The following is a 22,552-nucleotide window of genomic DNA, read 5'->3' as shown; positions in this document are numbered from 1 at the left end:
TCGATTAAATATCGAAATATACATTTTTTTTATTTCATCACCTTAGCCATCACATGATACCTTGGGTCATCTACATTATGTTCAATAACTCCTGCGAGTCTTGGAGAAGCCTTGATCATTAAAGCTTGGCATTCTTCACTAAGATGTTTAATCTTTACTTTTTTACCCGCTTCTTCATATTTTCCTACCAATGTCCAAATAGCTTCCAACGCCGAGTGATCGCTCACACGAGACTCCATAAAATCTATTTCTACACGTTCTGGGTCGTTATTTACATCAAACTTGCTATTGAAAGCCTGTATACTTCCGAAGAAAAGAGGTCCCCAAATTTCATAAACCTTAGTACCATCTTCTCGAACGTGTTTTCTCGCACGAATACGTTTTGCGTTTTCCCATGAGAATGCCAAAGCAGACATAATTACCCCTGCGATTACGGCTACCGCCAAATCAAAGAATACGGTTAAGGAAGAAACTGCTATCAAAACAACTGCATCTGTAAGAGGTATTTTGTTCAATATCCTAAAACTAGACCATGCAAAAGTTCCTATTACCACCATAAACATAACACCCACTAATGCTGCGATAGGCACCTGTTCTATTAGTCCAGATGCAAATAAAATAAACATAAGTAAAGTCACCGCAGCCACTATACCAGAAAGTCGGGTTCTTCCACCGCCTTTAATATTAATAATAGATTGACCAATCATAGCACATCCTCCCATACCACCAAATAAACCAGTTATGATATTAGCTCCACCTTGCGCCATACATTCTCTATTAGAATTACCACGGGTTTCGGTTAATTCATCTATAAGGTTAAGGGTCATTAAAGACTCTATTAAACCTATAGCCGCTAATATTATGGCATAAGGCCCGATAAATTTTAAGGTCTCCATGTTCATAGGTACCTTATTAAAAATATCAAACTGAAATTGTGGCAATCCTCCTTTAAGTCCTTCTCCTCCGCCATCTCTAATAAAACTACCTACGGTAGCCACATCTAACTTTCCTAATATTACTATTGCAGAAACCACTATGATTCCTATTAATGCTTCGGGTAATTTTGCGGTAGCTTTTAATTTTGGTAATCCCCACATGATAGCCATGGTTAATAGAACTAATCCTAACATTAACCAAAGATCTGCTCCTTGCATCCACACTTTTTCTCCATTCACAAACTCTTTAAACATACCAAGTTGAGAAAGAAAAATAACAATGGCCAACCCATTTACAAATCCCATCATAACGGGATGTGGTATAAGACGAACGAACTTTCCTAGCTTAAAAACTCCAGCTAGGATTTGAATGATTCCCATTAGAATTACAGTTGCAAATAGATAGTATAACCCTAGATTTTCTCCTTCGGCTCCCATAGCATTACCTTCAGCAACGAGACTTACCATTACCACTGCTAATGCTCCCGTTGCTCCAGATATCATCCCTGGTCTCCCACCAAAAATCGATGTTATTAACCCAATCATGAATGCAGCATATAAACCAACCAATGGATCTACACCTGCCACAAAAGCAAACGCCACAGCCTCTGGAACCAAAGCAAGTGCTACTGTTAACCCAGATAAAATATCATTTTTGGCATTTGCCACTCTCTTTCTTACAAACTCAGTCATAGTTATGGTATTTGAGGGTGCAAAAATACGCTTATTTTGTAGCTAAACAAGCAAAATTCAAGGGTATATCAATAGAAGCGACAACTAAAACGTTTTAGCAAACTAACAATTTTTAAATCTTAGTATATTTGGCCTTCATATTCATCATCGATCATGCAAAAAATCTTATTTCTTTTTAGTTTAGTAGTACTCTTTTCTTGTTCAAACGAAAAAAAAGAAGTTTCCAAAAACTACGATTTCACAACTCTTTTTGAAAAAAGCGGTGGTACAGAAACTCCAACTTATGAAGAGGTTATTGCTTATTATAATCACCTAGCGAATAGTTACCCTCAAATAAAAATGGAAGCTATTGGAATGACTGATAGTGGAAATCCCCTGCATATAATTACCTTAAATCCCGATCAAGAATTTAATTTTGAAAAAATTAGAAAAAATAAACAGATTATTTTAATTAATAATGGGATTCACCCTGGAGAAAGTGATGGTATAGATGCAACAATGTTACTTTTTAGGGATATTGTTCAAGGTAAAATTGAAGCACCTAAAAACACTGTATTGGTTGCTATACCTATATATAATATCGGTGGAGCTTTAAACAGAAATTCTGGTACCCGTACAAATCAAAATGGCCCCAAAGAATATGGGTTTAGAGGAAACTCCAGGAACTATGACTTAAACCGTGATTTCATTAAGAATGATACTAAAAACGCTAGAACATTTTCTAAAATTTATCATCTAGTACAACCTGATGTTTTTATAGATAACCATGTAAGCAACGGAGCCGATTATCAATATACCCTTACTCACCTTTTCACACAACATAATAAACTTGGCGGCGAACTAGGAACATATCTCAATACCCAAATGCATCCTCAATTAGAAACGTTACTAAAAGAAAAAAAATGGGATATCACTCCATATGTAAATGTTTGGGGGACTACTCCTGATAAAGGATGGACTCAATTTATGGATTCTCCAAGGTATTCAACGGGGTATACTACTTTGTGGAACACATTAGGAATGATGGTGGAAACGCACATGCTAAAACCTTACAAACCTAGAGTAGAAGGGACATATGAATTAATGGAATCTATGATTAGAATCACAGAAAAAGATGGAAACAAAATTCGATCCCTTCGTGAGAAAACATTTATCCAACAGCACAACAAAAAGACCTATACTGTGGATTGGAAGGCAGACAGTACAAAAACTACGAAATTTACCTTTAAAGGATATGAAGGAAAATTTATAAAAAGTGAGATTACAGGAAAATCACGTTTAAAATACGACAAAAACCTTCCTTATGCCAAGGAGGTTGTTTACCAAAATTACTTCAAGCCTTCAATTGAGATCGACGTTCCCGAAGCATATATTGTACCAAAGGGTTGGTGGACTATCATCGATATTTTGAAGAATAATCAGATTGAATTTAAAACCTTTGACAAAGACAGTGTCGTAGATGTTGAAATGTACCATATTGCAGATTATAAAACCAGAAAAACTCCATATGAAGGTCATTATTTACACTACGGAACTTTAGTTAAAAAAAGTAATAAAAAAGTAACCTTTAAGAAAGGTGATATTATTGTACCAACAAAGCAAAAAGGCTTTAGATATATTTTAGAAACGCTAGAACCCCAAGCTCCTGACTCATTTTTTAACTGGAATTTTTTTGATACTATTTTACAACAAAAAGAAGGGTTCTCTCCATATGTATGGGAAGATAAAGCCAAAGAATTACTACTTCAAAATAAAGGATTAAGGTTAAAGTTTGAAGAAAAGAAAAAAGACAGCTCGTTTGCCAACAATTGGTATGCGCAATTAGACTGGATACACAAACAATCTAACAACTACGAAGAAGCACATTTGAGGTATCCAATATTTAGAGTAACTAAATAATTATTTCAAAACCTTTCTAGGTTTAATATTAGCTATTTCTAAAATCAGCTTACAGGCGTTTGAAAAATTAGGGTTCCCCCTCTTTTCACCATTAAATTTGGGGGAATGAATTTTATATTTAATGTGTCCGAAAGCATCCCCGTATTGAATTTCACAGCTGTAGCCATGGATGTAGTTTTTTCCAAGACTGTTTACTATTTCTGTGGGTTTAATTTTCTTAATGGCATTTACAATTCTCCAATACTCATTCTCGGAAATTTCTAATGAATAGTCCAAAACCTTAGATCTAGGCATTTTCTCCATCAACCTTATTGAATCCTTTCCAGTTTGATCAGTTTTAAGGCTGTTTCTCAGTATTTCTTTAATAGCCAACTCTTCTAATCCATTCTTATCTAAATGAACAATTACTTCATAGTAGCTATCTATCTTTTCAATAGTTATTACAATTTTTTGATATTCAGGATTAATGAGTGCACCCGCATAACCATACTTGAAAACAATTTTTTCATTTTGACAATAGGAATTTTGGGAAACACCAATTGAAACGAAAAGAATCAACATTTTAAAAAAGGCTACAAACCTAAACATTCATATATAAATTTATAATACTATTTAAGACAAGTAATCATGAGAAAATAGTTTTTTTATGTTCGCATAAGAATTAGTAAGGGCTTTTTTGGCTTTACGTTTATTTTTCCATCGTACTTTGGTAATTCCTTCATTTTTTTGAGGCACCAATTTACCATCGAATTCTGTTTTCATTTCGAACCAATATGTCACTTTTAATCGAAACTCCCCATTTCTTTTAAAAACATGGTAGGTTTTATATAAAAATTTGGTGATTTCTAGACCATCGACTCCCGTTTCTTCTTCTACCTCTCGTATGGCAGCGGTTTCTATATGTTCATTTTTTTCTATTTTACCTTTGGGCAAATCCCATTTCCCATTACGCTTTATAAAAAGAATATCCATATCACTATTATACACCTTACCTCCTCCTGCAACTACAACAGGTAGCTTAGCATACAAATGCTCAATTAATTTATCTTCACTTTTATGATAAAAATGATATTTTGCCTCTTCTCCATTAGCTTCTTTAGCCAAAACATCTCTTATAATTAGAGGAAAATCAACATCCTTTATTGCTACTTTTTTGTATCCCTCTATTGACTTTTTTGTAGACAGAATAATAGGCGTATTATTCACAAAAACTTTATACATTTGCAACTATGATTTTTGACAAAAATACAGCAAAAAAAACTGCCGAATTATTACTGCAAATTAATGCAATTAAATTACAACCGCAAGAACCTTTTACATGGGCTTCTGGATGGAAATCTCCTATCTATTGTGATAACCGAATAACGTTGTCATATCCTGAAATACGCAATTTCCTTAGAGAAAATCTCGCCAGGTTTATCGAAGATACTTATGGTAAACCAGATGTTATTGCTGGAGTAGCTACAGGAGCTATCGGGATAGGAATGCTTGTAGCACAACAACTTAACCTGCCTTTTATATATGTTAGACCAGAACCTAAAAAACACGGGAGAAAAAATCAAATAGAAGGTATTGTCCCAGAAGGCAAAAATGTGGTTGTGGTAGAAGATTTAATTAGCACAGGAAAAAGTAGCCTCAATGCCGTTAAGGCTTTACAAGAGGTTAATGCCAATGTTATGGGTATGGTCGCCATTTTTAATTATGGTTTCACTATTGCAGATGAGAATTTTAAAAATGCGGCACTATCATTACATACATTAAGTAACTATGAAAACCTCCTGGAACAAGCATTGGATACTCAATACATCACCCAGGAACAATTAGAAACTTTAAAAGGCTGGAGAACCAATCCGGCAGAATGGAATATTTAACGATTATATATTATTATGAATTTAGAAAGCCCTACGGTAACCGTAAATAAAACCGCAGAGGAAGTATTTGAATTTTTAACTAAGGTTGAAAATTTTGAACAACTTATGCCAGAGAGTAAGCAAAAATTTGAAAAAATTAGTGACTCAAGATTCTTGTTTCAATTAAAAGGAATGCCAGAACTGGTATTAGACCAAAAAGAAGCTATAGCACCTAGTAAAGTAATCCTTGGAGCTGCAAGTGATAAATTACCGTTTACCTTATCTGCAGATATAGCAGATACCGGAGATGGAAAAAGTACTACAAAACTTGTTTTTGAAGGGCAATTTAACGCTATGATGTCTATGATGATAAAGAATCCTATTCAAAACTTTATTAATACACTAAGCGAAAATATAGGTAAGCTTTAATTTTAATACAAAAGCTTAATCTCTTTAAGATCAAAGTCGGTTGTAATTTCATCTTCTAATAGAACTTGGAGTTTACCTTCTGGGGTAGTACCCTGAATGATACCGACAAAAGAAACACCCTCTACATCTTCAAAAGTAGAGGGTTTATTTTTTCTGAACAATAAGGTTTCATACTCTTGCTTCATTTTTCCAAAATTGGTCGAATTTAAATCATAAAACCTTTTTTCTAAATGAAATAAAAGAGTGTGTAGTATTTCATCCAGGTTAAAATTTGCTCCTAAAATCTGTTTTATAGAACCGGCTAGAGGAAGGTTATCGAATTCTAATTGATTAACATTAAGACCAATTCCTATTATTGCACCTTCAAGTCTGCCATTTTTAACTACATTTTCAATTAAAACACCACATAATTTCGAACGATCTGACAGAATGTCGTTTGGCCACTTAATCGATAGTTTTGTAATCATAATATCCTTCAAAGTGTCACATATTGATAATGAGGCAGCAATAGAAATATAAAATTGATCTTTCATTTCAATTCCTTCAATGGGCATAAACACACTGCACGTCAGGTTTTCACCAGGCTTACTTTGCCAAACCGTTCCCATTTGTCCTTTTCCAGCAAGTTGTTCGAAAGCACTAACACATACAGCTTCTTTAAGCTTTTTTTCACGATTTAAGTTCCTAAGAAAAATATTTGTTGAATCAATGGCATCAACTTTGATTATATGCATACAAAAAGGTGTAAAAGTTTCATAAATGTCCTACAAATACGGATATTTAAACAATAAAAAGTAATAACTTTACACAAATTAAAAAAATGCATGACTAAAAAAGAAATCGGTAACGATCAATTAATTACTCAAATCATAAAAGGTATTGAAGAAGTAAAGGGTAATGACATCAATATTTTAGATCTTAGAGATATCGAAAATACTGTTTGTAATTATTTTGTAATCTGCAATGGAACTTCTAATACCCAAGTAAACGCAATTGTTAATTCCATCCAAAAAACTGTAAGTAAAGAACTTAAAGATAAACCTTGGCATGTTGAAGGTAGCGAAAATGCAGAATGGGTACTTATTGATTATGTGCATGTAGTTGTTCACGTTTTCCAGAAACACATTCGTGAATTCTATGATATAGAAGGTCTTTGGGGAGATGCAAAAACAACAGTTATCGAAACAAATTATTAAAAGTAAACCGTAAATGGCTCAAGAAAATAGAAAAACAGAACCTAATAAGAAACCAAAATTTAGTGCATATTGGATTTATGCCATCATCATAATTGGTTTTCTAGTATTGAATTTCATGGGAGGAAGCGGATTAGGATCTGCTCCGAACACATCTCCTGATAAATTCGAAGATTTTTTAAGTAAAGGCGAAGTAGAAAAAGTAGTAGTAATTACAAATCGAAGACTTGCCAAAGTATATCTTACTCCTGAAGCAAAGGATTTAGATAAACACAAAAGCAGTAAGAACAAGTCTTTTTTACCGGTAAATCCGAGTGATCCAGATTATCAATTTGAGTTCGGTGATTTACAGAATTTTGAAAATCGAGTTGCAAAACTAGAAGCAGAAAACAATAATAAGGTATCAGTAATTTTTGAAACAGAGACCAATTATTGGGGTGACATTTTAATCACACTATTGCCTTTTGCTCTTATCATTGGTGTATGGATTTTTATCATGAGAAGAATGAGTGGTGGCGCTGGTGGAGGTGCAGGTGGACAAATTTTTAATATTGGTAAATCTAAAGCGAAACTTTTTGATCAAAATACCGAAGTGAAAGTCTCTTTCGAAAACGTAGCTGGTCTTGAAGGTGCGAAAGAAGAAATTCAAGAAATCGTAGATTTCTTAAAAAATCCTGAAAAATACACATCACTTGGTGGAAAAATACCTAAAGGGGCATTATTAGTAGGCCCTCCTGGAACAGGTAAAACCTTACTTGCCAAAGCAGTGGCTGGAGAGGCAAAAGTTCCTTTCTTCTCTTTATCTGGTTCTGATTTTGTTGAGATGTTTGTTGGTGTTGGTGCTTCTAGGGTGAGAGATCTTTTTAAACAAGCTAAAGAAAAATCTCCTGCGATCATTTTCATAGATGAAATTGATGCAATCGGTAGAGCCCGTGGGAAAAGCAATTTCTCTGGATCTAATGACGAGAGAGAAAACACCCTTAACCAATTACTTACAGAAATGGATGGTTTTGGTACAAATACCAATGTAATTGTTATTGCCGCTACCAACCGTGCCGATGTTTTAGATAAAGCTTTAATGCGTGCAGGTAGATTCGATAGACAGATCTATGTAGACCTTCCAGATGTAAGAGAGCGTAAAGAAATTTTTGAAGTTCATCTTAAACCACTTAAGAAAATTGAAAATGAATTAGATACTGAGTTTCTTGCGAAGCAAACTCCAGGATTCTCAGGTGCAGATATCGCCAATGTTTGTAATGAAGCTGCGCTAATTGCTGCAAGAAAAGGAAATAAAGCGGTTGGCAAACAAGATTTCCTAGATGCAGTAGATAGAATCGTAGGTGGATTGGAAAAGAAGAATAAAATTATTACTCCTGAAGAAAAAAGAGCAATTGCTTTTCATGAAGCAGGACATGCTACTGTAAGCTGGATGCTAGAGCACGCAGCACCTTTGGTAAAGGTTACAATTGTTCCTAGAGGACAATCTCTGGGCGCAGCTTGGTATCTTCCTGAAGAAAGACTTATTGTAAGACCTAACCAAATGCTAGATGAAATGTGTGCTGCTCTTGGAGGTCGTGCTGCAGAACAAGTGATCTTTAATGAAATATCTACTGGAGCATTAAGTGATCTTGAAAAAGTAACTAAGCAAGCAAGAGCAATGGTTACCATATATGGTCTTAATGACAAAGTTGGAAACCTCACATATTACGATTCTTCTGGACAAAGTGAATACAGTTTTGCTAAGCCATATAGCGAGCAGACTAGTGAGTTAATAGATAAAGAAATATCCAATATTATTGAGACTCAATATCAAAGGGCTATTGATCTATTAGAAAAGCATAAAGATAAACTTACAGAACTAGCTGAAGTATTACTAGAAAAAGAAGTTATTTTTAAAGACAATCTAGAAAAGATATTTGGTGAAAGACCCTTTGGAAAAAAAGAGGAAGAAATCATCATAGAGCCTTCTTAAAAATTTATTTTTACAAGTAAATTGAAAAATCTTAACCTAACAGAATATTAGGTTAAGATTTTTTTTATCTTTGAAGATACTGTAAAAATTGTAATTCCCGAATCATAGTAAGCTGAAAAATGAGTCTATTTAGAAGAATATTTTCCTCAAAATCTAAATCAGACCAAAAGAGTAAGGAACGTCATATTGAAGATCGCAGTAAATATATGCCAGAAATTGATCTACCGATCGATGAAAGCTTTATGATGAATTTCAAAAAGAATGGTGGTAAATTTCTGTATTGCGATGATGATGATGAAGTTTTAGATTCTTTTGATAAAATCCTATTGGAAAATGATTGGTATGAAAAAGAAGTTTGTTGCTTCGATATTGGCTTGGAGCATAAATTCTCTGGCTTCAACTTAAAGTACATCAAAAACTCAAATGCTTCTTTCTTCTTTGGTACTTGCGAATACCTAATCGCAGATAGCGGAGGTATATTGGTATCGTCTAATCAACTTAGAGAAAAGAAGCTTACAGAATTACCAGACAATTTTATAATCCTAGCCGCTACAAGCCAATTGGTTAAAAGTATCGGAGAAGGTTTAAAAGGTATAAAAGAAAAGAATAAAAATGCAATTCCTTCCAACATTACTACTATAAAGGACTTCGAACCACAAAAAGAAAAGGATTTCTTAAGCTACGGAAGTAGTTCAAAAAATCTATATTTGCTCCTGCTGGAAGATTTATGATATAACAGAAGCCAAAAACAACAAACACTAATAGATGAAAGAACTGCTAACAAGGTCTTTATCAGGTTTTTTATACGTTTTAATATTATTAGTTTCAATATTTGTCTCTAAATATACCTTCATCGGAATATTCTTTATTTTCGGAGTTATTTCGATCTATGAATTTCAGAAATTAATTCATTTAACAAATAAAAGGCTCTACCTAATATTCATTCTATTTTTTGCCGTTCTTAATATATTTCAAGATAACATTTACCTCATACTTCCTATTCTGGTTTTAACCTTAATCACAGAACTATTTCTAGTTAAAGACCTAATAACGATTCGAATTATTCCAATGTTCGAAAAACGAAAGTATAGGACAAGTATTTTTTATTTGATCACCTCTATAGTCTTTCTCACACTAGTCCCTAACTACTCAGGCACATATCAACCTCTTATTATTGCAGGTGCCTTTTTAATTACCTGGACCAATGATTCTTTTGCTTATCTAGTGGGAAAAAACTTTGGAAAACATAAATTACTGGAAAGAATATCTCCCAAAAAAACCATTGAAGGGTTTATAGGCGGTTTTGTATTTTCATTACTGGTAGGATACCTTATAGCAGTATTCTCTCACACATTATCCCTTACAATTTGGTTGATTATAAGCATAATAATGAGTATTTTTGGTACTCTGGGAGACCTAATACAATCTAAATTTAAAAGACAAGCTGGTGTTAAAGACAGCGGTACTATAATGCCTGGACATGGAGGTATTTATGACCGGTTAGATAGTGTTATTTTTGCCAGTCCGTTTTTATATGCATTTTTACAAATCTTGAACTATGTTCCATAAAGAAGGATATAAGATAATTTCAATAACACTTGTGTTATTTTTAGGCGCCAATGTTGCATCTTATGTAGCAATACAGAACAATGAATTACAGATAGCAATATTTGTACTTACTCTAGTGTTTCTGTTCTTAATTTTACAGTTTTTTAGAAACCCTAAAAGAAAAACTGAAGTAAACGATAAAACTGTAGTTTCACCCGTAGATGGAAAAGTAGTTGTTATTGAAGAAGTGTTCGAAAAAGAACATTTTAATGACAAAAGACTACAAGTTTCTATTTTCATGTCTCCTATTAATGTGCACGTTACCAGACACCCAATAAATGGAGAGGTGATTTTTAGTAAATATCATCCTGGTAAATATTTGGTAGCTTGGCATCCTAAAGCTTCAGAAGAGAACGAAAGAACTACGGTAGTAGTAAAAAACAATTTAATAGAAGTTCTGTACAGGCAAATTGCTGGAGCCTTGGCTAAAAGAATTGTGAACTACGCCGAAGAAGGTGAAAAAGTGGTGCAAGGATCAGACAGTGGATTTATTAAATTTGGATCAAGGGTTGATGTATTTTTACCCATAGGCACCGAAGTGAATGTAAGTTTGAATCAAAAAGTTAAAGGTGGTGAGAGTATTATTGCCAATCTTTAGTCATGACCGAAGAAGAATTAAATATTGCTTTTAAGAAAGCATATCAGCGTGCATGCAATACCAAAATGCAATTCCCACCTGATATTATGCTTCACTTCTACGCATACTACAAACAAGCAACACATACCGATGGTTTTTATACTCCATCTGGCAATAGTCAACTTAGAAATGCGTTTAAATTAAATGCCTTGTTTCAGGTTAAAGATTTAACTTCTGAACAAGCAAAACTGAAATACATTGAACTTGTCAATAAACATATTGTAGACTAAAAAAAAGCCTTGAACATTCAAGGCTTTTTTTATAATCTGGTTCCTAGTTACTAGCTTTTCAAGCTTTCTAAACTAGATTTTATTGTGACTATTTTAGCTTCGGCGTCGGCCTCTTTCTTCCTTTCATTTGCGATTACTTGCTCAGGAGCATTATTCACAAAACGCTCATTCTGTAACTTCTTCTGAACTGACTTAAGAAAACCTTCGGTATATTTCAATTCTTCTGTTAACTTCTTTATTTCTTCATCTACATCAATATTATCTTTAGAAATAGGTATAAAATATTCATTAGATTTTACACGAAATGAAGCTCCATCTACCTTCTCAGTAACATAAGTTATTTCTGATGCATTTACTAATTTCTTAATAATACTGTTTAGTCTATCAGTCGATTTTTCATTATTAATCACAAAAATCCCCACAGCTTCTTTGAAAGCAATGTTTTTATCTTTCCTGATCGTTCTAACTCCTGAGATCACTTCTGAAATGAAATCCATTTCAGCTATTAATTCATTGTTAAATTCTGTTTGCCCAGGATATCTATTTACAATTAATGCTTCTTCTGAAGATCTTTCTGAAATCGATTGCCATATTTCTTCTGTAATAAAAGGCATAAATGGGTGCAAGATCTTTAGGTTATCCTCAAAAATTTGAATCACCTCTGTATATGTCTTTGCATCGATAGGTTGTTGATACGCCGGTTTTACCACCTCAAGGAAGAAACCACAGAAATCATCATAAATCAATTTATACATCGACATTAACGCATCACTTAAACGATACTTACTATAATGATCTTCGATTTCAATCAAAGTTTGCTGAAATTTAGACCTATACCATGCTATCGCTATTTCACTGTGTTCTGGTTGTTCTGTATCTTCAGAAACCTCCCAAAGCGTTGTTAATGTATAAGCGCTCCATATTTTTGCACCAAAACCTTTTCCTTGCTTACATAACGTTTCATCAAATAGCAAGTCATTTCCTGCCGCCGAGCTTAATAATAAACCAACGCGTACACCATCTGCGCTATAATCAGATATTAGCTTTAACGCATCTGGAGAGTTCCCTAAAGACTTACTCATCTTCCGGCGTTGCTTATCACGTACTAACCCCGTTAAATACACATTCTCAAATGGACGCTGATCTTTATACTCATACCCAGCAATGATCATTCTAGCTACCCAGAAAAATAAAATATCTGGCCCTGTTACCAGGTCATTAGTCGGATAATAATACTTAATTTCTTCATTTTCCGGATTTCTAATTCCATCAAAAACCGACATTGGCCATAACCAAGAAGAAAACCAAGTATCTAACACATCTGGATCTTGTTTAAGGTCAGATGCAGTTAGTTCCTTATTACCTGTCTTTTGCTGAGCTAAAACCAATGCTTCTTCCTTGGTTTCTGCTACAACAAAATCTTCTTTACCATCACCATAATAAAAAGCAGGAATTTGTTGTCCCCACCACAATTGGCGTGAAATATTCCAATCACGAATGTTTTCCATCCAGTGACGATACGTATTTTCAAACTTTTTAGGGTATAATTTTACATCCTTACCTTCTCCAAGAACAGCTTCTAAGGCTGGCTTTACCAGTTCATCCATTTTTAAGAACCATTGATCTGAAAGTCTTGGCTCTATTACTGCCTTAGTACGCTCAGAAGTCCCTACCTTATTGGTATGCTGCTCTATCTTTACTAAGTACCCTTTTTCTTTAAGTTCTTTAGAGATTTCTTTACGAACAACAAAACGATCTTTACCTTCATAATGCAACCCAAAAGAGTTTAAGGTAGCATCTTCGTTAAAAATATCAATTACTTCAAGCTTATGCTTATCTCCTAAAACTTTATCATTTTCGTCATGTGCTGGAGTCACTTTTAAACACCCTGTACCAAATTCAACATCTACATATTCATCTTCAATAATAGGTATTTCACGACCACATAAAGGCACAATAGCTTTTTTACCTTTTAAATCTTTAAAACGCTCGTCATTTGGGTTAATACAAATAGCTGTATCTCCCAAAATGGTTTCTGGCCTCGTAGTCGCTATAGTTACTTTGGCATCTGAGTCTACGATATTATATTGTAAATAATACAAATTACCTTGACGCTCTTCATAAATCACTTCTTCATCAGAAAGTGTGGTTTTAGCTTCCGGATCCCAGTTTACCATACGATATCCTCGGTAAATCTGACCTTTATTATATAGATCTACAAAAACCTTAATCACAGCCTCACTCATATCATCATCCATGGTAAACTTTGTACGTTCCCAATCACAAGAAGCTCCTAATTTTTTAAGTTGCTCAAGGATAATTCCTCCATATTTATCTTTCCATTCAAAAGCATGCGCCAAAAACTCTTCTCTAGTAAGGTCATTTTTATCTATACCTTCTTCTTTCAACTTCGCTACAACTTTTGCTTCAGTGGCTATCGAAGCGTGATCGGTACCAGGTACCCAACAAGCATTATATCCTTTAAGACGTGCTCTTCTAATCAATACATCTTGTATAGTATTATTTAGCATATGCCCCATATGCAAGACACCGGTGACATTTGGAGGAGGAATGACGATTGTATACGCCTCTCTTTCATCTACTTCTGAATGAAAATAATTATTATCCATCCAGTATTTATACCATTTTTCCTCTACCGATTTTGCATCATATTTTGCTGCTGAAGCCATATTTTGGTCCGATTTTTGGATTTTGAAGTGCAAAAGTAACTATTAAAGTACGAAGTACGAAGTAGGAGGTTAGAAATTATAACAAGTGGAGATAAAAATTTAAGATTAAAATTACATTGCAAAACAAAAAAATAAAGTTCTTACCCCTAAATTTGTGAATTCTACTTTTAGCCTTCATTTTGAAGTTGAGCAAAAAGTAGCTACTTTTACATGTAACAAAAACCTACATTATGAAAAAAGTGATGATGATTTTATTTGTTGGTTTCCTGACTGTACAGCTAAATGCTCAAGATACGGGAAAGGCACAAATAAAATTTAAAACTGAAGTTATTGATTATGGTGAAATTGCAAAAGGAAGTAATGGTGTTCGTCAATTTGAATTTACAAACACCGGAAATGCTCCCTTAATTATTTCAAGAGTATATTCTACTTGTGGGTGTACTATTCCTAAAAAACCAGAAGGACCAATTGCGCCTGGAGAAAGTGGAATTATTGAGGTAAAATATGACACCAAAAAACCAGGTCCTTTTAGAAAGACTATTTCTGTATACTCTAATGCTGGAGAAATGCCAACTCCTATAAAAATAAAAGGTACAGTAATAGATAAAAGTGTTTTGGAAAACTAGAGAGTACTAATAAATAATAAAAAAAGGGATGCAAATAGCATCCCTTTTTTTATTTAAATAACTTTTCTAAGAAAAAACTCGAAGATCATCTCTACTCCTAACCTATCAACTTTTATCCTAATTCTTCTTCCTACCTCAGAATAAAACAGATCATTTAAATCCGATAATCTATATCCATAGGCTTTTTTACCGTTTACTTCCATTATAATATCCCCTTTTTGCAATCCAGCTTCTTCAGCGGGAGATCCTGGTCGCACATCAGAAATCTCATATTTTGGTTGTAGTACAAAATTATTGGAAAGTTGAAGTGTTTTTTTACTAACTACCTTATTGATTCCCAAATATACCCGATCCTTCTCTGTATAATTTTTAGCAACCATAAAGCCAACATGCTGCAATGTAATACCGCTCATATTGTAATGAAATGGCTTCCCAAAATACCCATTCTTTTTAAATGACATTTTCTTATTTGGGTAATCAACAATAATATTAAATCTCTTTAATATACTTCCTCCCAAAGACCCTTGACGTTTATCTAGGGAAATTCCCTGGATATATTGCTTATCTGGAAAAGAAGTGGTAACATCTTTCATTACAAAATTTCCGATATGTAATTCATCAATTTTTGTTCTCTGACCATAAATATCACCATTAAAACCCTTACCTAAGAAATCTCTAAAAGAATCTTTAGTTACCTGAATTCCTTTATTTTCATTTTCAAACAACCACATAGAAGAACCTGAACCCGAATCTACTAATAAATCGATGTCTATTAACCCTGTAGGTGATTTATACTTTGCCGTTAAAAAAGGTCTTTTGTTTTGATCTCTTAAATCAATATTTGCTTGATAACAGTTCTTACACTTCTTATATGTATAGGTTTTAGGGTTATTAATTTTTATAATCTTTTTTGAATAATTGATATCCACTATCAAATCTTTAAAAAGATCATACCCTATAATTCCATGTATTGGAAAACCCATACGAGGAGAAAAATTGATGGACTCATCTAGAACTAAAAAAACCTTATGTGAGCTACTTATTGCATCTCCAATTTTAAGTTCATTTTTCAAGGACTTTATGGCCTCAACAGGTTGTCCATCCCCTAGCCCTTTTAAATAAATTTTTGAAGCATTCTTTAGCTCAAGGGAGTTTTTGTTTTCTACACTAAAAATTATGGTAGATCCTACACCGGTGTCAAGAATAAAAGAAAGCTCCACACCATTTACCATTACTGGAATGATAATTAGGTTATTTGCTAGCTCAAATTTTATCTTATCTGTAGTTTTTCCTTTAGGTAGCCGAAAATGAGATTGCGCAATTAAGGCAATATTGAAAAATAGTAGTAGTATTAAAAGTCGACTTTTAATAAAATGACAAAAATTCAATAACAAAATCTTCATTCCTCTAAATATAGAAAAATAGTTGAAAATTACTCATTTATTTGAGGCTATTTCTCAATAATTTAAGAAATTTACCGCTATTTATTTTTTAAACTAGGAATACAATGCCAATAGTATCTCAAAAAGGTAAGGCTATGCCAGAATCACCAATTAGAAAATTGGTGCCTTTTGCTGAAAAAGCTGCAAAAGAGGGTAAGCACATATATCACCTCAACATAGGTCAACCCGATATTAAAACACCTATTGAGGCTATGGAAGCGGTTAAAAATCACAAATTAGATGTTTTAGCATACAGTCATTCTGCCGGTTTTGAAAGTTTCAGAAGAAAACTAGCTGGTTATTATGCAAAACACGATATTACTATATCTTCTGATGATATTCTAATTACTACTGGGGGTAGTGAAGCTTTGATTTTTACTATGGGAAGTATTACCGACCCAGGAGATGAGATTATAGTACCAGAACCTTTTTATGCTAACTACTATAGTTTCTCTACACAATCTACTGTTACCGTAGTTCCTGTCATTTCAAAATTAGAAACGGGATTTGCGCTACCTTCAATACAAGAATTTGAGAAGTTAATTACACCAAAAACCAAAGCTATTTTAATTTGCAACCCAGGAAACCCTACGGGTTATCTATACAGCAAAGAAGAAATCCAGCAATTGTCCAGATTAGCAATCAAGTATGATTTATTCTTAATTTCAGACGAAGTATATCGAGAATTTGTTTACGACGATTCTGAGCATTACTCTATATTACAAGAAAAAGATCTGGATGAACACGCAATAGTTGTTGACTCTGTATCTAAAAGATATAGCATGTGCGGAGCACGTATTGGGTGTATGGTCAGTAAAAACAAAAGCGTTATGGAGACAGCCATGAAATTTGCTCAAGCAAGACTTAGCCCTCCTACCTTTGCGCAAATAGCTAGTGAGGCTGCTCTAGAAGCCCCAGATTCATATTACAAAGAGACCGTGGCCAAATATAAATCCAGAAGAGATACGTTGGTCGCAGGACTCAGAGATATTCCTGGAGTTAAAGTAGCTTCTCCCAAGGGAGCTTTTTACTGCATAGTAGAACTCCCCATAGAAGATTCAGATCATTTTGCCCAATGGCTACTAGACGAATTTGATGTTAACAAACAAACTGTTATGTTAGCACCCGCGTCAGGTTTTTACTCTAGCCCGAATGAAGGGAAAAATCAGGTGCGTATTGCATATGTTTTAAATCGAAGAGATCTTAAAACCGCAATTAATATATTAAGATTAGGTCTTGAAAAATATAATAGTCTATGAAGGTTGAGTATAACAAATCTTTAAAAAACTACAATACATTCGGTATCAATGTTAAGGCCGCCGAATTTGTTGAAATTACTTCTGAAAAACAACTAAAGGAAGTACTTTCTAAACCAGTCGACAAAGAACTATTTGTTTTGAGTGGAGGCAGTAATATGCTTTTAACCCGAGACTTAGATGCCTTTGTTATTCATATCGCTATAAAGGGCATAACTATTAAAGAAAGTAATGAAGATTTTGTAGTGATTACAGCCAAAGGAGGAGAAAACTGGCATGACTTTGTCTTGCATTGTATCGAAAACAATTTTGGAGGTTTAGAAAATCTATCTCTTATACCGGGTTATGTGGGTAGCGCACCTATTCAAAATATTGGAGCTTATGGTGTAGAACTAAAAGATACCATGGTAAGTTGTGAAGCTTACGAATTATCTTCAGGAAAAAAACATGTTTTCTCTAATGAAGAATGCAAATTTGGATACCGGAACTCTATTTTTAAAAATGAAGCCAAAGGTAAATTCATTATAACATCGGTGACCTTTAAGTTAAGTAAAAAGAATCATTACCTAAATACCAGCTATGGTGCCATCGAAGCAGCATTAGCAGAGCAGAACATTAGTAATCCTACTATTCAAAATATCTCTGATGCTGTTATTAAAATAAGAAAAAGCAAATTACCAGACCCCTTAGAAATAGGAAACAGTGGTAGTTTTTTTAAGAATCCTGTGATTTCTAAAGATCACTTTATGGAATTACAAAAGGAATTTCAAAAAATCCCATCATACCAAATTGATGAAAATAGTATAAAAGTTCCTGCAGGTTGGCTAATAGAGCAATGTGGCTTCAAAGGTAAAAGATGGGGAGATGCAGGAGTACACAAAAACCAGGCTCTGGTATTGGTGAATTATGACAATGCATCGGGTAAAGAGATATTAGAGGTTTCAGAAAAAATCAAAGCGACTGTTTTTGATACTTTCAAAATTAAGCTTGAGACAGAAGTTAATATCATATAAGTTCTTAATAGCCACACATTCTTTGTATCTTTGTACCCAAATTAGTTACTTTATATATTGTTATGAAACTTTTGTTACTTACAGTAGGTCTGTTACTTCTAGCATTTGCTGGGATTGCAATTAAATTATGGGCAAAAAAAGATGGTAAATTTGCAGGTACTTGTGCAAGTCAAAGTCCTTTTTTAAATAAAGATGGTGAGTCTTGTTCTCTGTGCGGAAAAACGCCAGATCAATTCTCAAATTGTAATGAAAAAGAACATTCTAACTAGGTCTCTCTTCTGGTTATTTATCCAAAAAGAAATCATTGAAAAAAAAATATCCTAATTCCTTAGAAGAACATATTCAACAGGCAAAAGAAGGCAAACAAGCTTCTTTTAATTACCTTTTGGATACCTTTTGGAATGATGTATATAATTTTCAATTAAACCGTATTCGTAACGAATACGAAGCTGAAGATATAACCATTCAAAGTTTCTCGAGAGCTTTTGATAAAATAAACACATTTAAAGAAGAGTATAATTTTAAAACCTGGTTGATACAAATTTCTAAGAACATTCATATTGACTTAGTAAGAAAAAAAAATGCATCAATACAGTCTAAAACTACTACTCAAGTAGATGATTCTGTTTATAAAATTATTGATGACAACCCAACGCCAGAAGACAAGCTGATCACAGAACAAAATTTAGCGCAATTACTTTTATTTATAAAACAGCTCAAACCGCATTATCAACAAGTAATTAATTTGAGGTATTTTCAGGAATTGAGTTATAAAGAAATTGCAGATAATCTTAATGAGCCTATAAATAATGTAAAAGTAAAGTTACTTCGTGCAAAAAAATTACTTTCGGAGATTATCAACAGCCCTAAAAATAAATCTTAAAACAAGTTAGAAAATAGTACTATCTGAGGGTAAAATTGGTAAAACGCTTTATAATTCCAGAAAGTGGGTCTATCCATTTATCGTTAATTTTTTTATCATATTTAACGAATTTTTGAACTAGACCTTTTGGAGCAGAGATCTCCTTTTCTATTGCAGTAATGTTAATATATCTGTGGTTATTTAGTAACCATTTCTCTACACGTTTCCGATTATTTTGTTGTTTTTTAGGACTTACCAATTCCTCCTGCATGACTTTTACTCTTTTAAAAAACATAACTTTGAAATGCAAAAAAAATTTTATGTTAACTTAATTTTAACTAGAGGTTAATATTTGTCTTAAAAAATAACAAAGGCTAGTATCAAATGATACCAGCCTTCTATAAAAAACTAAAAAATTACTTTTCAAATCCTTTTTCTACAGACAGTATCACATTGAATGTATTATTTTCTTCATTAATAAGTATAGGATATTCTCCTGCTTTTACCACATTACCTTTAAGACCTAAATTTTCGCTAGTCTCCCTATCAAAGGTTATATCTTCATTTAAATTAAAAACTCCTGTTTTTTCATTTTTGATATACATTAATTCATTTTTTTCATAAAACTGAAGCCCCATTACTTGTTCATTCAATGCAAAAGGCACCGACGAAACCCTTGGGTCGATATCTAATTCAAGCTTATCTCTAAAGGATCTAAATTCTCTTGGATCAAACTTCTCATAAATCACCCAAGGATCTAGAAAATCTATCCAGCACGGTATCAATTCACAAGGATCGATATAGATTTCAGGGAAACAGAATCTCTTAATACTACAAATTCCTGATCTTCTTTTGTTACAAAATAATCCCCAGGGACCTACCTCCCATCTTCCATACTCATAGAAATACACACAAGTCATTTTAAAGCTTAATTTACCATCAACTTGCCGTTCCAAATTCACAACGTCATCCCCAAGACGTTGTTCGTTTTGAATAGCTTCTTTTTCACATGCACCAAAAGACAATACGATCATGCATAAAAAAATTAATGCTCTTTTTTTCATAATTAACAGTTTTAAAAGTTACCCTACTCTATTAAGGTTTTTCGGAACCACCCATAAACTCAAAATCAAAATTAAACACCTAATAAACAGCAGGTAAGGAGTTAAACACTGAATTAAAAAAGGAAATAAACCTGAGCTATCAAGGAGTATTTCCCGTTATAAAAGAGGGGCAAAACAGAACTTTTACCCTAAGCCTATAATAATAAAAAGCATTCTTTGTATTTTTGCCTAAAATATTGCTTGTATGAATAATGATGGAACTGTTGCGGCACCACCTAAAGGAAAACCTAAGTGGTTACGCGTAAAACTTCCTACGGGTAAAAAGTATACCGAACTTAGAGGATTAGTAGATAAATACAACCTACATACCATTTGTACTTCCGGTAGTTGTCCAAATATGGGTGAATGCTGGAGTGAAGGGACAGCTACATTCATGATTTTAGGAAATATTTGTACTCGCTCTTGTGGTTTCTGTGGTGTAAAAACGGGAAGACCTGAAACTGTTGATTGGGAAGAACCAGAAAAAGTAGCGCGATCGATAAAAATAATGAACATCAAACATGCAGTTGTTACCTCAGTAGATAGAGATGACTTGGCAGATGGTGGCTCTATTATTTGGGCGGAAACAATTCAGGCTATTCGAAGAATGAACCCTGAAACTACTTTGGAAACTTTAATCCCTGATTTTCAAGGAAAAACAAAAAACATAGATCGTATTATCGCTGTAAAACCAGAAGTGGTCTCACATAACATGGAAACCGTAAAAAGGTTAACAAGAGAAGTACGTATTCAAGCAAAATATGAACAAAGTTTGCAGGTATTAAAGTATCTTAAGGATAATGGTATCAACAGAACCAAAAGTGGAATCATGCTTGGTTTAGGAGAAAAAGAAGAAGAAGTAATTCAAACTCTTAAAGATTTACGAGACGTAAATTTGGATATTGTTACTATTGGACAATATTTGCAACCAAGCAAGAAACACCTCCCTGTCAAAGAGTTTATAACACCTGATCAGTTCAAAAAATATGAAGAAATAGGGCTTGAAATGGGATTCAGACATGTCGAAAGTGGAGCTTTGGTACGCTCTTCATACAAAGCTCAAAAACATCTTACGTAATTCTGAATAATAGTATATTAAGGGAATAATGAACAAACCAATTAGAATTGCTATTAATGGTTTTGGAAGAATTGGACGTAATCTCTTTAGATTACTCATAAATCACAAAACTATCGAAGTCGTTGCTGTAAACGATATTGCAGACACAAAAACATTAAGTCATCTTTTAAAATATGATAGTATACATGGTGTATTACCTCTGGAAGTAAAACACGACAATAATCATATTATTGTAGATGGAAATAGCGTTTCTTTCCTTAATGAACAAGATCCAGAAAACTGTAATTGGGCAAACTATGATGTAGATATTGTTATAGAAGCCACGGGTCGTTTTAAAACAAAAGGTCTTTTGGAAAAACATCTAAAAGCAGGAGCCAAAAGAGTTATTCTTTCTGTACCTCCTTTAGAAGATGAGATCAAAACTGTGGTTTTGGGTGTAAATGAGCATATTTTAGATGGATCTGAAACCATTATCTCAAATGCCTCTTGTACTACTAATAATGCTGCTCCAATGATTAAGGTTATTAATGACCTTTGTGGTATCGAACAAGCTTATATCACTACTATACACAGCTACACCACAGATCAAAGTCTTCATGATCAACCACATAGAGACTTAAGACGAGCTAGAGCAGCTAGCCAATCTATAGTTCCAACCACAACAGGCGCCGCAAAAGCCTTAACAAAAATTTTTCCAGATTTGAGCGATGTAATCGGAGGGTGTGGTATACGAGTTCCTGTTCCCGATGGTTCATTGACAGATATTACATTTAATGTAAAGAAAAAAACCTCTATAGAAGAAATTAATGAAGCTTTTAAAAATGCATCTCAAAGCGAGCTAGCAGGCATTATTTCTTATACCGAAGACCCGATTGTGTCTATAGATATTATAGGAAATCCGTATTCATGTGTTTTCGATTCTTTAATGACTTCGGTTATTGGAAAAATGGTTAAAATTATTGGTTGGTACGATAATGAAATAGGATATAGCAATAGAATAATTGATTTAATTATTAACATTTGTAAGAAATAACTA

The 22,552-nt window shown here is 33.6% G+C and carries 24 protein-coding genes; 16 read left to right on the top strand and 8 right to left on the bottom strand.

The window, feature by feature from the left end:
- Positions 1–29: 29 nt before the first annotated feature.
- The gene (locus M0D21_RS09830) at positions 30–1,628 is read right to left on the bottom strand and encodes a SulP family inorganic anion transporter (protein WP_248328913.1); all 1,599 of its coding nucleotides are present in this window, start codon (positions 1,626–1,628) and stop codon (positions 30–32) included.
- 153 nt (positions 1,629–1,781) lie between these two features.
- Here M0D21_RS09830 and M0D21_RS09825 point away from each other — a divergent pair, with 153 nt between their 5' ends.
- Positions 1,782–3,527, top strand: a complete 1,746-nt coding sequence (locus M0D21_RS09825; protein ID WP_248328911.1) for a M14 family metallopeptidase — start codon at positions 1,782–1,784, stop codon at positions 3,525–3,527.
- On the opposite strand, the gene M0D21_RS09820 is transcribed toward M0D21_RS09825, so the two are convergent.
- Complete coding sequence (locus tag M0D21_RS09820) at positions 3,528–4,115, bottom strand: hypothetical protein (RefSeq protein ID WP_248328909.1); 588 nt, start codon at positions 4,113–4,115, stop codon at positions 3,528–3,530.
- 24 nt (positions 4,116–4,139) lie between these two features.
- The gene (locus M0D21_RS09815) at positions 4,140–4,748 is read right to left on the bottom strand and encodes an NUDIX hydrolase (RefSeq protein ID WP_248328907.1); all 609 of its coding nucleotides are present in this window, start codon (positions 4,746–4,748) and stop codon (positions 4,140–4,142) included.
- Positions 4,749–4,756: 8 nt separating this feature from the next.
- On the opposite strand from M0D21_RS09815, the gene pyrE reads away from it, so the two are divergent.
- Entirely contained in the window at positions 4,757–5,398 is a 642-nt protein-coding gene (gene pyrE / locus M0D21_RS09810; RefSeq protein WP_248328905.1) for an orotate phosphoribosyltransferase, read from the top strand.
- A 15-nt stretch (positions 5,399–5,413) separates the two neighbouring features.
- Positions 5,414–5,806, top strand: a complete 393-nt coding sequence (locus M0D21_RS09805) for an SRPBCC family protein (protein ID WP_248328903.1) — start codon at positions 5,414–5,416, stop codon at positions 5,804–5,806.
- Between the two features lie 2 nt (positions 5,807–5,808).
- On the opposite strand, the gene M0D21_RS09800 is transcribed toward M0D21_RS09805, so the two are convergent.
- Complete coding sequence (locus M0D21_RS09800) at positions 5,809–6,540, bottom strand: biotin--[acetyl-CoA-carboxylase] ligase (protein ID WP_248328901.1); 732 nt, start codon at positions 6,538–6,540, stop codon at positions 5,809–5,811.
- 90 nt (positions 6,541–6,630) lie between these two features.
- Here M0D21_RS09800 and rsfS point away from each other — a divergent pair, with 90 nt between their 5' ends.
- The 6 genes from rsfS to M0D21_RS09770 all read left to right on the top strand — a co-directional run bounded on the left by rsfS (position 6,631) and on the right by M0D21_RS09770 (position 11,446).
- The gene (rsfS, locus tag M0D21_RS09795; protein ID WP_248328899.1) at positions 6,631–7,002 is read left to right on the top strand and encodes a ribosome silencing factor; all 372 of its coding nucleotides are present in this window, start codon (positions 6,631–6,633) and stop codon (positions 7,000–7,002) included.
- Between the two features lie 13 nt (positions 7,003–7,015).
- The gene (gene ftsH / locus M0D21_RS09790) at positions 7,016–8,971 is read left to right on the top strand and encodes an ATP-dependent zinc metalloprotease FtsH (RefSeq protein ID WP_248328897.1); all 1,956 of its coding nucleotides are present in this window, start codon (positions 7,016–7,018) and stop codon (positions 8,969–8,971) included.
- Between the two features lie 119 nt (positions 8,972–9,090).
- Entirely contained in the window at positions 9,091–9,702 is a 612-nt protein-coding gene (locus tag M0D21_RS09785; RefSeq protein ID WP_248328894.1) for an LUD domain-containing protein, read from the top strand.
- A 34-nt stretch (positions 9,703–9,736) separates the two neighbouring features.
- Positions 9,737–10,540 carry a phosphatidate cytidylyltransferase gene (locus M0D21_RS09780; RefSeq protein WP_248328892.1) on the top strand — a complete coding sequence of 268 codons (804 nt, stop codon included), beginning with the start codon at positions 9,737–9,739 and terminating at the stop codon, positions 10,538–10,540.
- The gene (locus M0D21_RS09775; RefSeq protein WP_248328890.1) at positions 10,530–11,177 is read left to right on the top strand and encodes a phosphatidylserine decarboxylase family protein; all 648 of its coding nucleotides are present in this window, start codon (positions 10,530–10,532) and stop codon (positions 11,175–11,177) included. Before M0D21_RS09780 ends, M0D21_RS09775 begins: the two co-directional genes overlap by 11 nt.
- Before the next feature lie 2 nt (positions 11,178–11,179).
- Complete coding sequence (locus M0D21_RS09770) at positions 11,180–11,446, top strand: acyl-CoA-binding protein (RefSeq protein WP_248328888.1); 267 nt, start codon at positions 11,180–11,182, stop codon at positions 11,444–11,446.
- 50 nt (positions 11,447–11,496) lie between these two features.
- Here M0D21_RS09770 and M0D21_RS09765 read toward each other — a convergent pair whose 3' ends face one another.
- Positions 11,497–14,136 carry a valine--tRNA ligase gene (locus M0D21_RS09765; RefSeq protein ID WP_248328886.1) on the bottom strand — a complete coding sequence of 880 codons (2,640 nt, stop codon included), beginning with the start codon at positions 14,134–14,136 and terminating at the stop codon, positions 11,497–11,499.
- Positions 14,137–14,366: 230 nt separating this feature from the next.
- Here M0D21_RS09765 and M0D21_RS09760 point away from each other — a divergent pair, with 230 nt between their 5' ends.
- Entirely contained in the window at positions 14,367–14,762 is a 396-nt protein-coding gene (locus M0D21_RS09760) for a DUF1573 domain-containing protein (protein WP_248328884.1), read from the top strand.
- Between the two features lie 53 nt (positions 14,763–14,815).
- On the opposite strand, the gene M0D21_RS09755 is transcribed toward M0D21_RS09760, so the two are convergent.
- On the bottom strand, positions 14,816–16,165 hold the full coding sequence (locus tag M0D21_RS09755) for an aspartyl protease family protein (protein ID WP_248328882.1): 1,350 nt from the start codon (positions 16,163–16,165) through the stop codon (positions 14,816–14,818).
- Positions 16,166–16,269: 104 nt separating this feature from the next.
- Here M0D21_RS09755 and M0D21_RS09750 point away from each other — a divergent pair, with 104 nt between their 5' ends.
- The 4 genes from M0D21_RS09750 to M0D21_RS09735 all read left to right on the top strand — a co-directional run bounded on the left by M0D21_RS09750 (position 16,270) and on the right by M0D21_RS09735 (position 19,356).
- Positions 16,270–17,463: a pyridoxal phosphate-dependent aminotransferase gene (locus M0D21_RS09750; RefSeq protein ID WP_248328880.1), complete on the top strand. Its 1,194-nt coding sequence runs from the start codon at positions 16,270–16,272 to the stop codon at positions 17,461–17,463.
- On the top strand, positions 17,460–18,473 hold the full coding sequence (gene murB / locus M0D21_RS09745; protein ID WP_248328878.1) for a UDP-N-acetylmuramate dehydrogenase: 1,014 nt from the start codon (positions 17,460–17,462) through the stop codon (positions 18,471–18,473). The genes M0D21_RS09750 and murB overlap by 4 nt, the downstream gene beginning before the upstream one ends.
- A 62-nt stretch (positions 18,474–18,535) precedes the next feature.
- Positions 18,536–18,742: a membrane or secreted protein gene (locus M0D21_RS09740; protein WP_248328876.1), complete on the top strand. Its 207-nt coding sequence runs from the start codon at positions 18,536–18,538 to the stop codon at positions 18,740–18,742.
- Positions 18,743–18,777: 35 nt separating this feature from the next.
- Positions 18,778–19,356 (top strand): RNA polymerase sigma factor, encoded by a 579-nt coding sequence (locus M0D21_RS09735; RefSeq protein ID WP_248328874.1) that lies wholly within the window; start codon positions 18,778–18,780, stop codon positions 19,354–19,356.
- 19 nt (positions 19,357–19,375) lie between these two features.
- Here M0D21_RS09735 and M0D21_RS09730 read toward each other — a convergent pair whose 3' ends face one another.
- Positions 19,376–19,606, bottom strand: a complete 231-nt coding sequence (locus tag M0D21_RS09730; RefSeq protein WP_248328872.1) for a hypothetical protein — start codon at positions 19,604–19,606, stop codon at positions 19,376–19,378.
- A gap of 145 nt (positions 19,607–19,751) precedes the next feature.
- Entirely contained in the window at positions 19,752–20,399 is a 648-nt protein-coding gene (locus M0D21_RS09725) for a hypothetical protein (protein ID WP_248328870.1), read from the bottom strand.
- Positions 20,400–20,643: 244 nt separating this feature from the next.
- Between M0D21_RS09725 and lipA the strand changes: the two genes are divergently transcribed.
- Entirely contained in the window at positions 20,644–21,516 is an 873-nt protein-coding gene (gene lipA, locus M0D21_RS09720; protein WP_248328868.1) for a lipoyl synthase, read from the top strand.
- Between the two features lie 28 nt (positions 21,517–21,544).
- Complete coding sequence (gene gap, locus M0D21_RS09715) at positions 21,545–22,549, top strand: type I glyceraldehyde-3-phosphate dehydrogenase (RefSeq protein ID WP_248328866.1); 1,005 nt, start codon at positions 21,545–21,547, stop codon at positions 22,547–22,549.
- Positions 22,550–22,552: the final 3 nt, after the last annotated feature.

This window comes from Aquimarina acroporae, assembly GCF_023195925.1.
In the GTDB taxonomy this organism is placed as follows: Bacteria; Bacteroidota; Bacteroidia; order Flavobacteriales; family Flavobacteriaceae; genus Aquimarina; species Aquimarina acroporae.
Note: the sequence above shows the minus strand (reverse complement) of the source record. Positions and strands in the feature narration are given on the sequence as shown.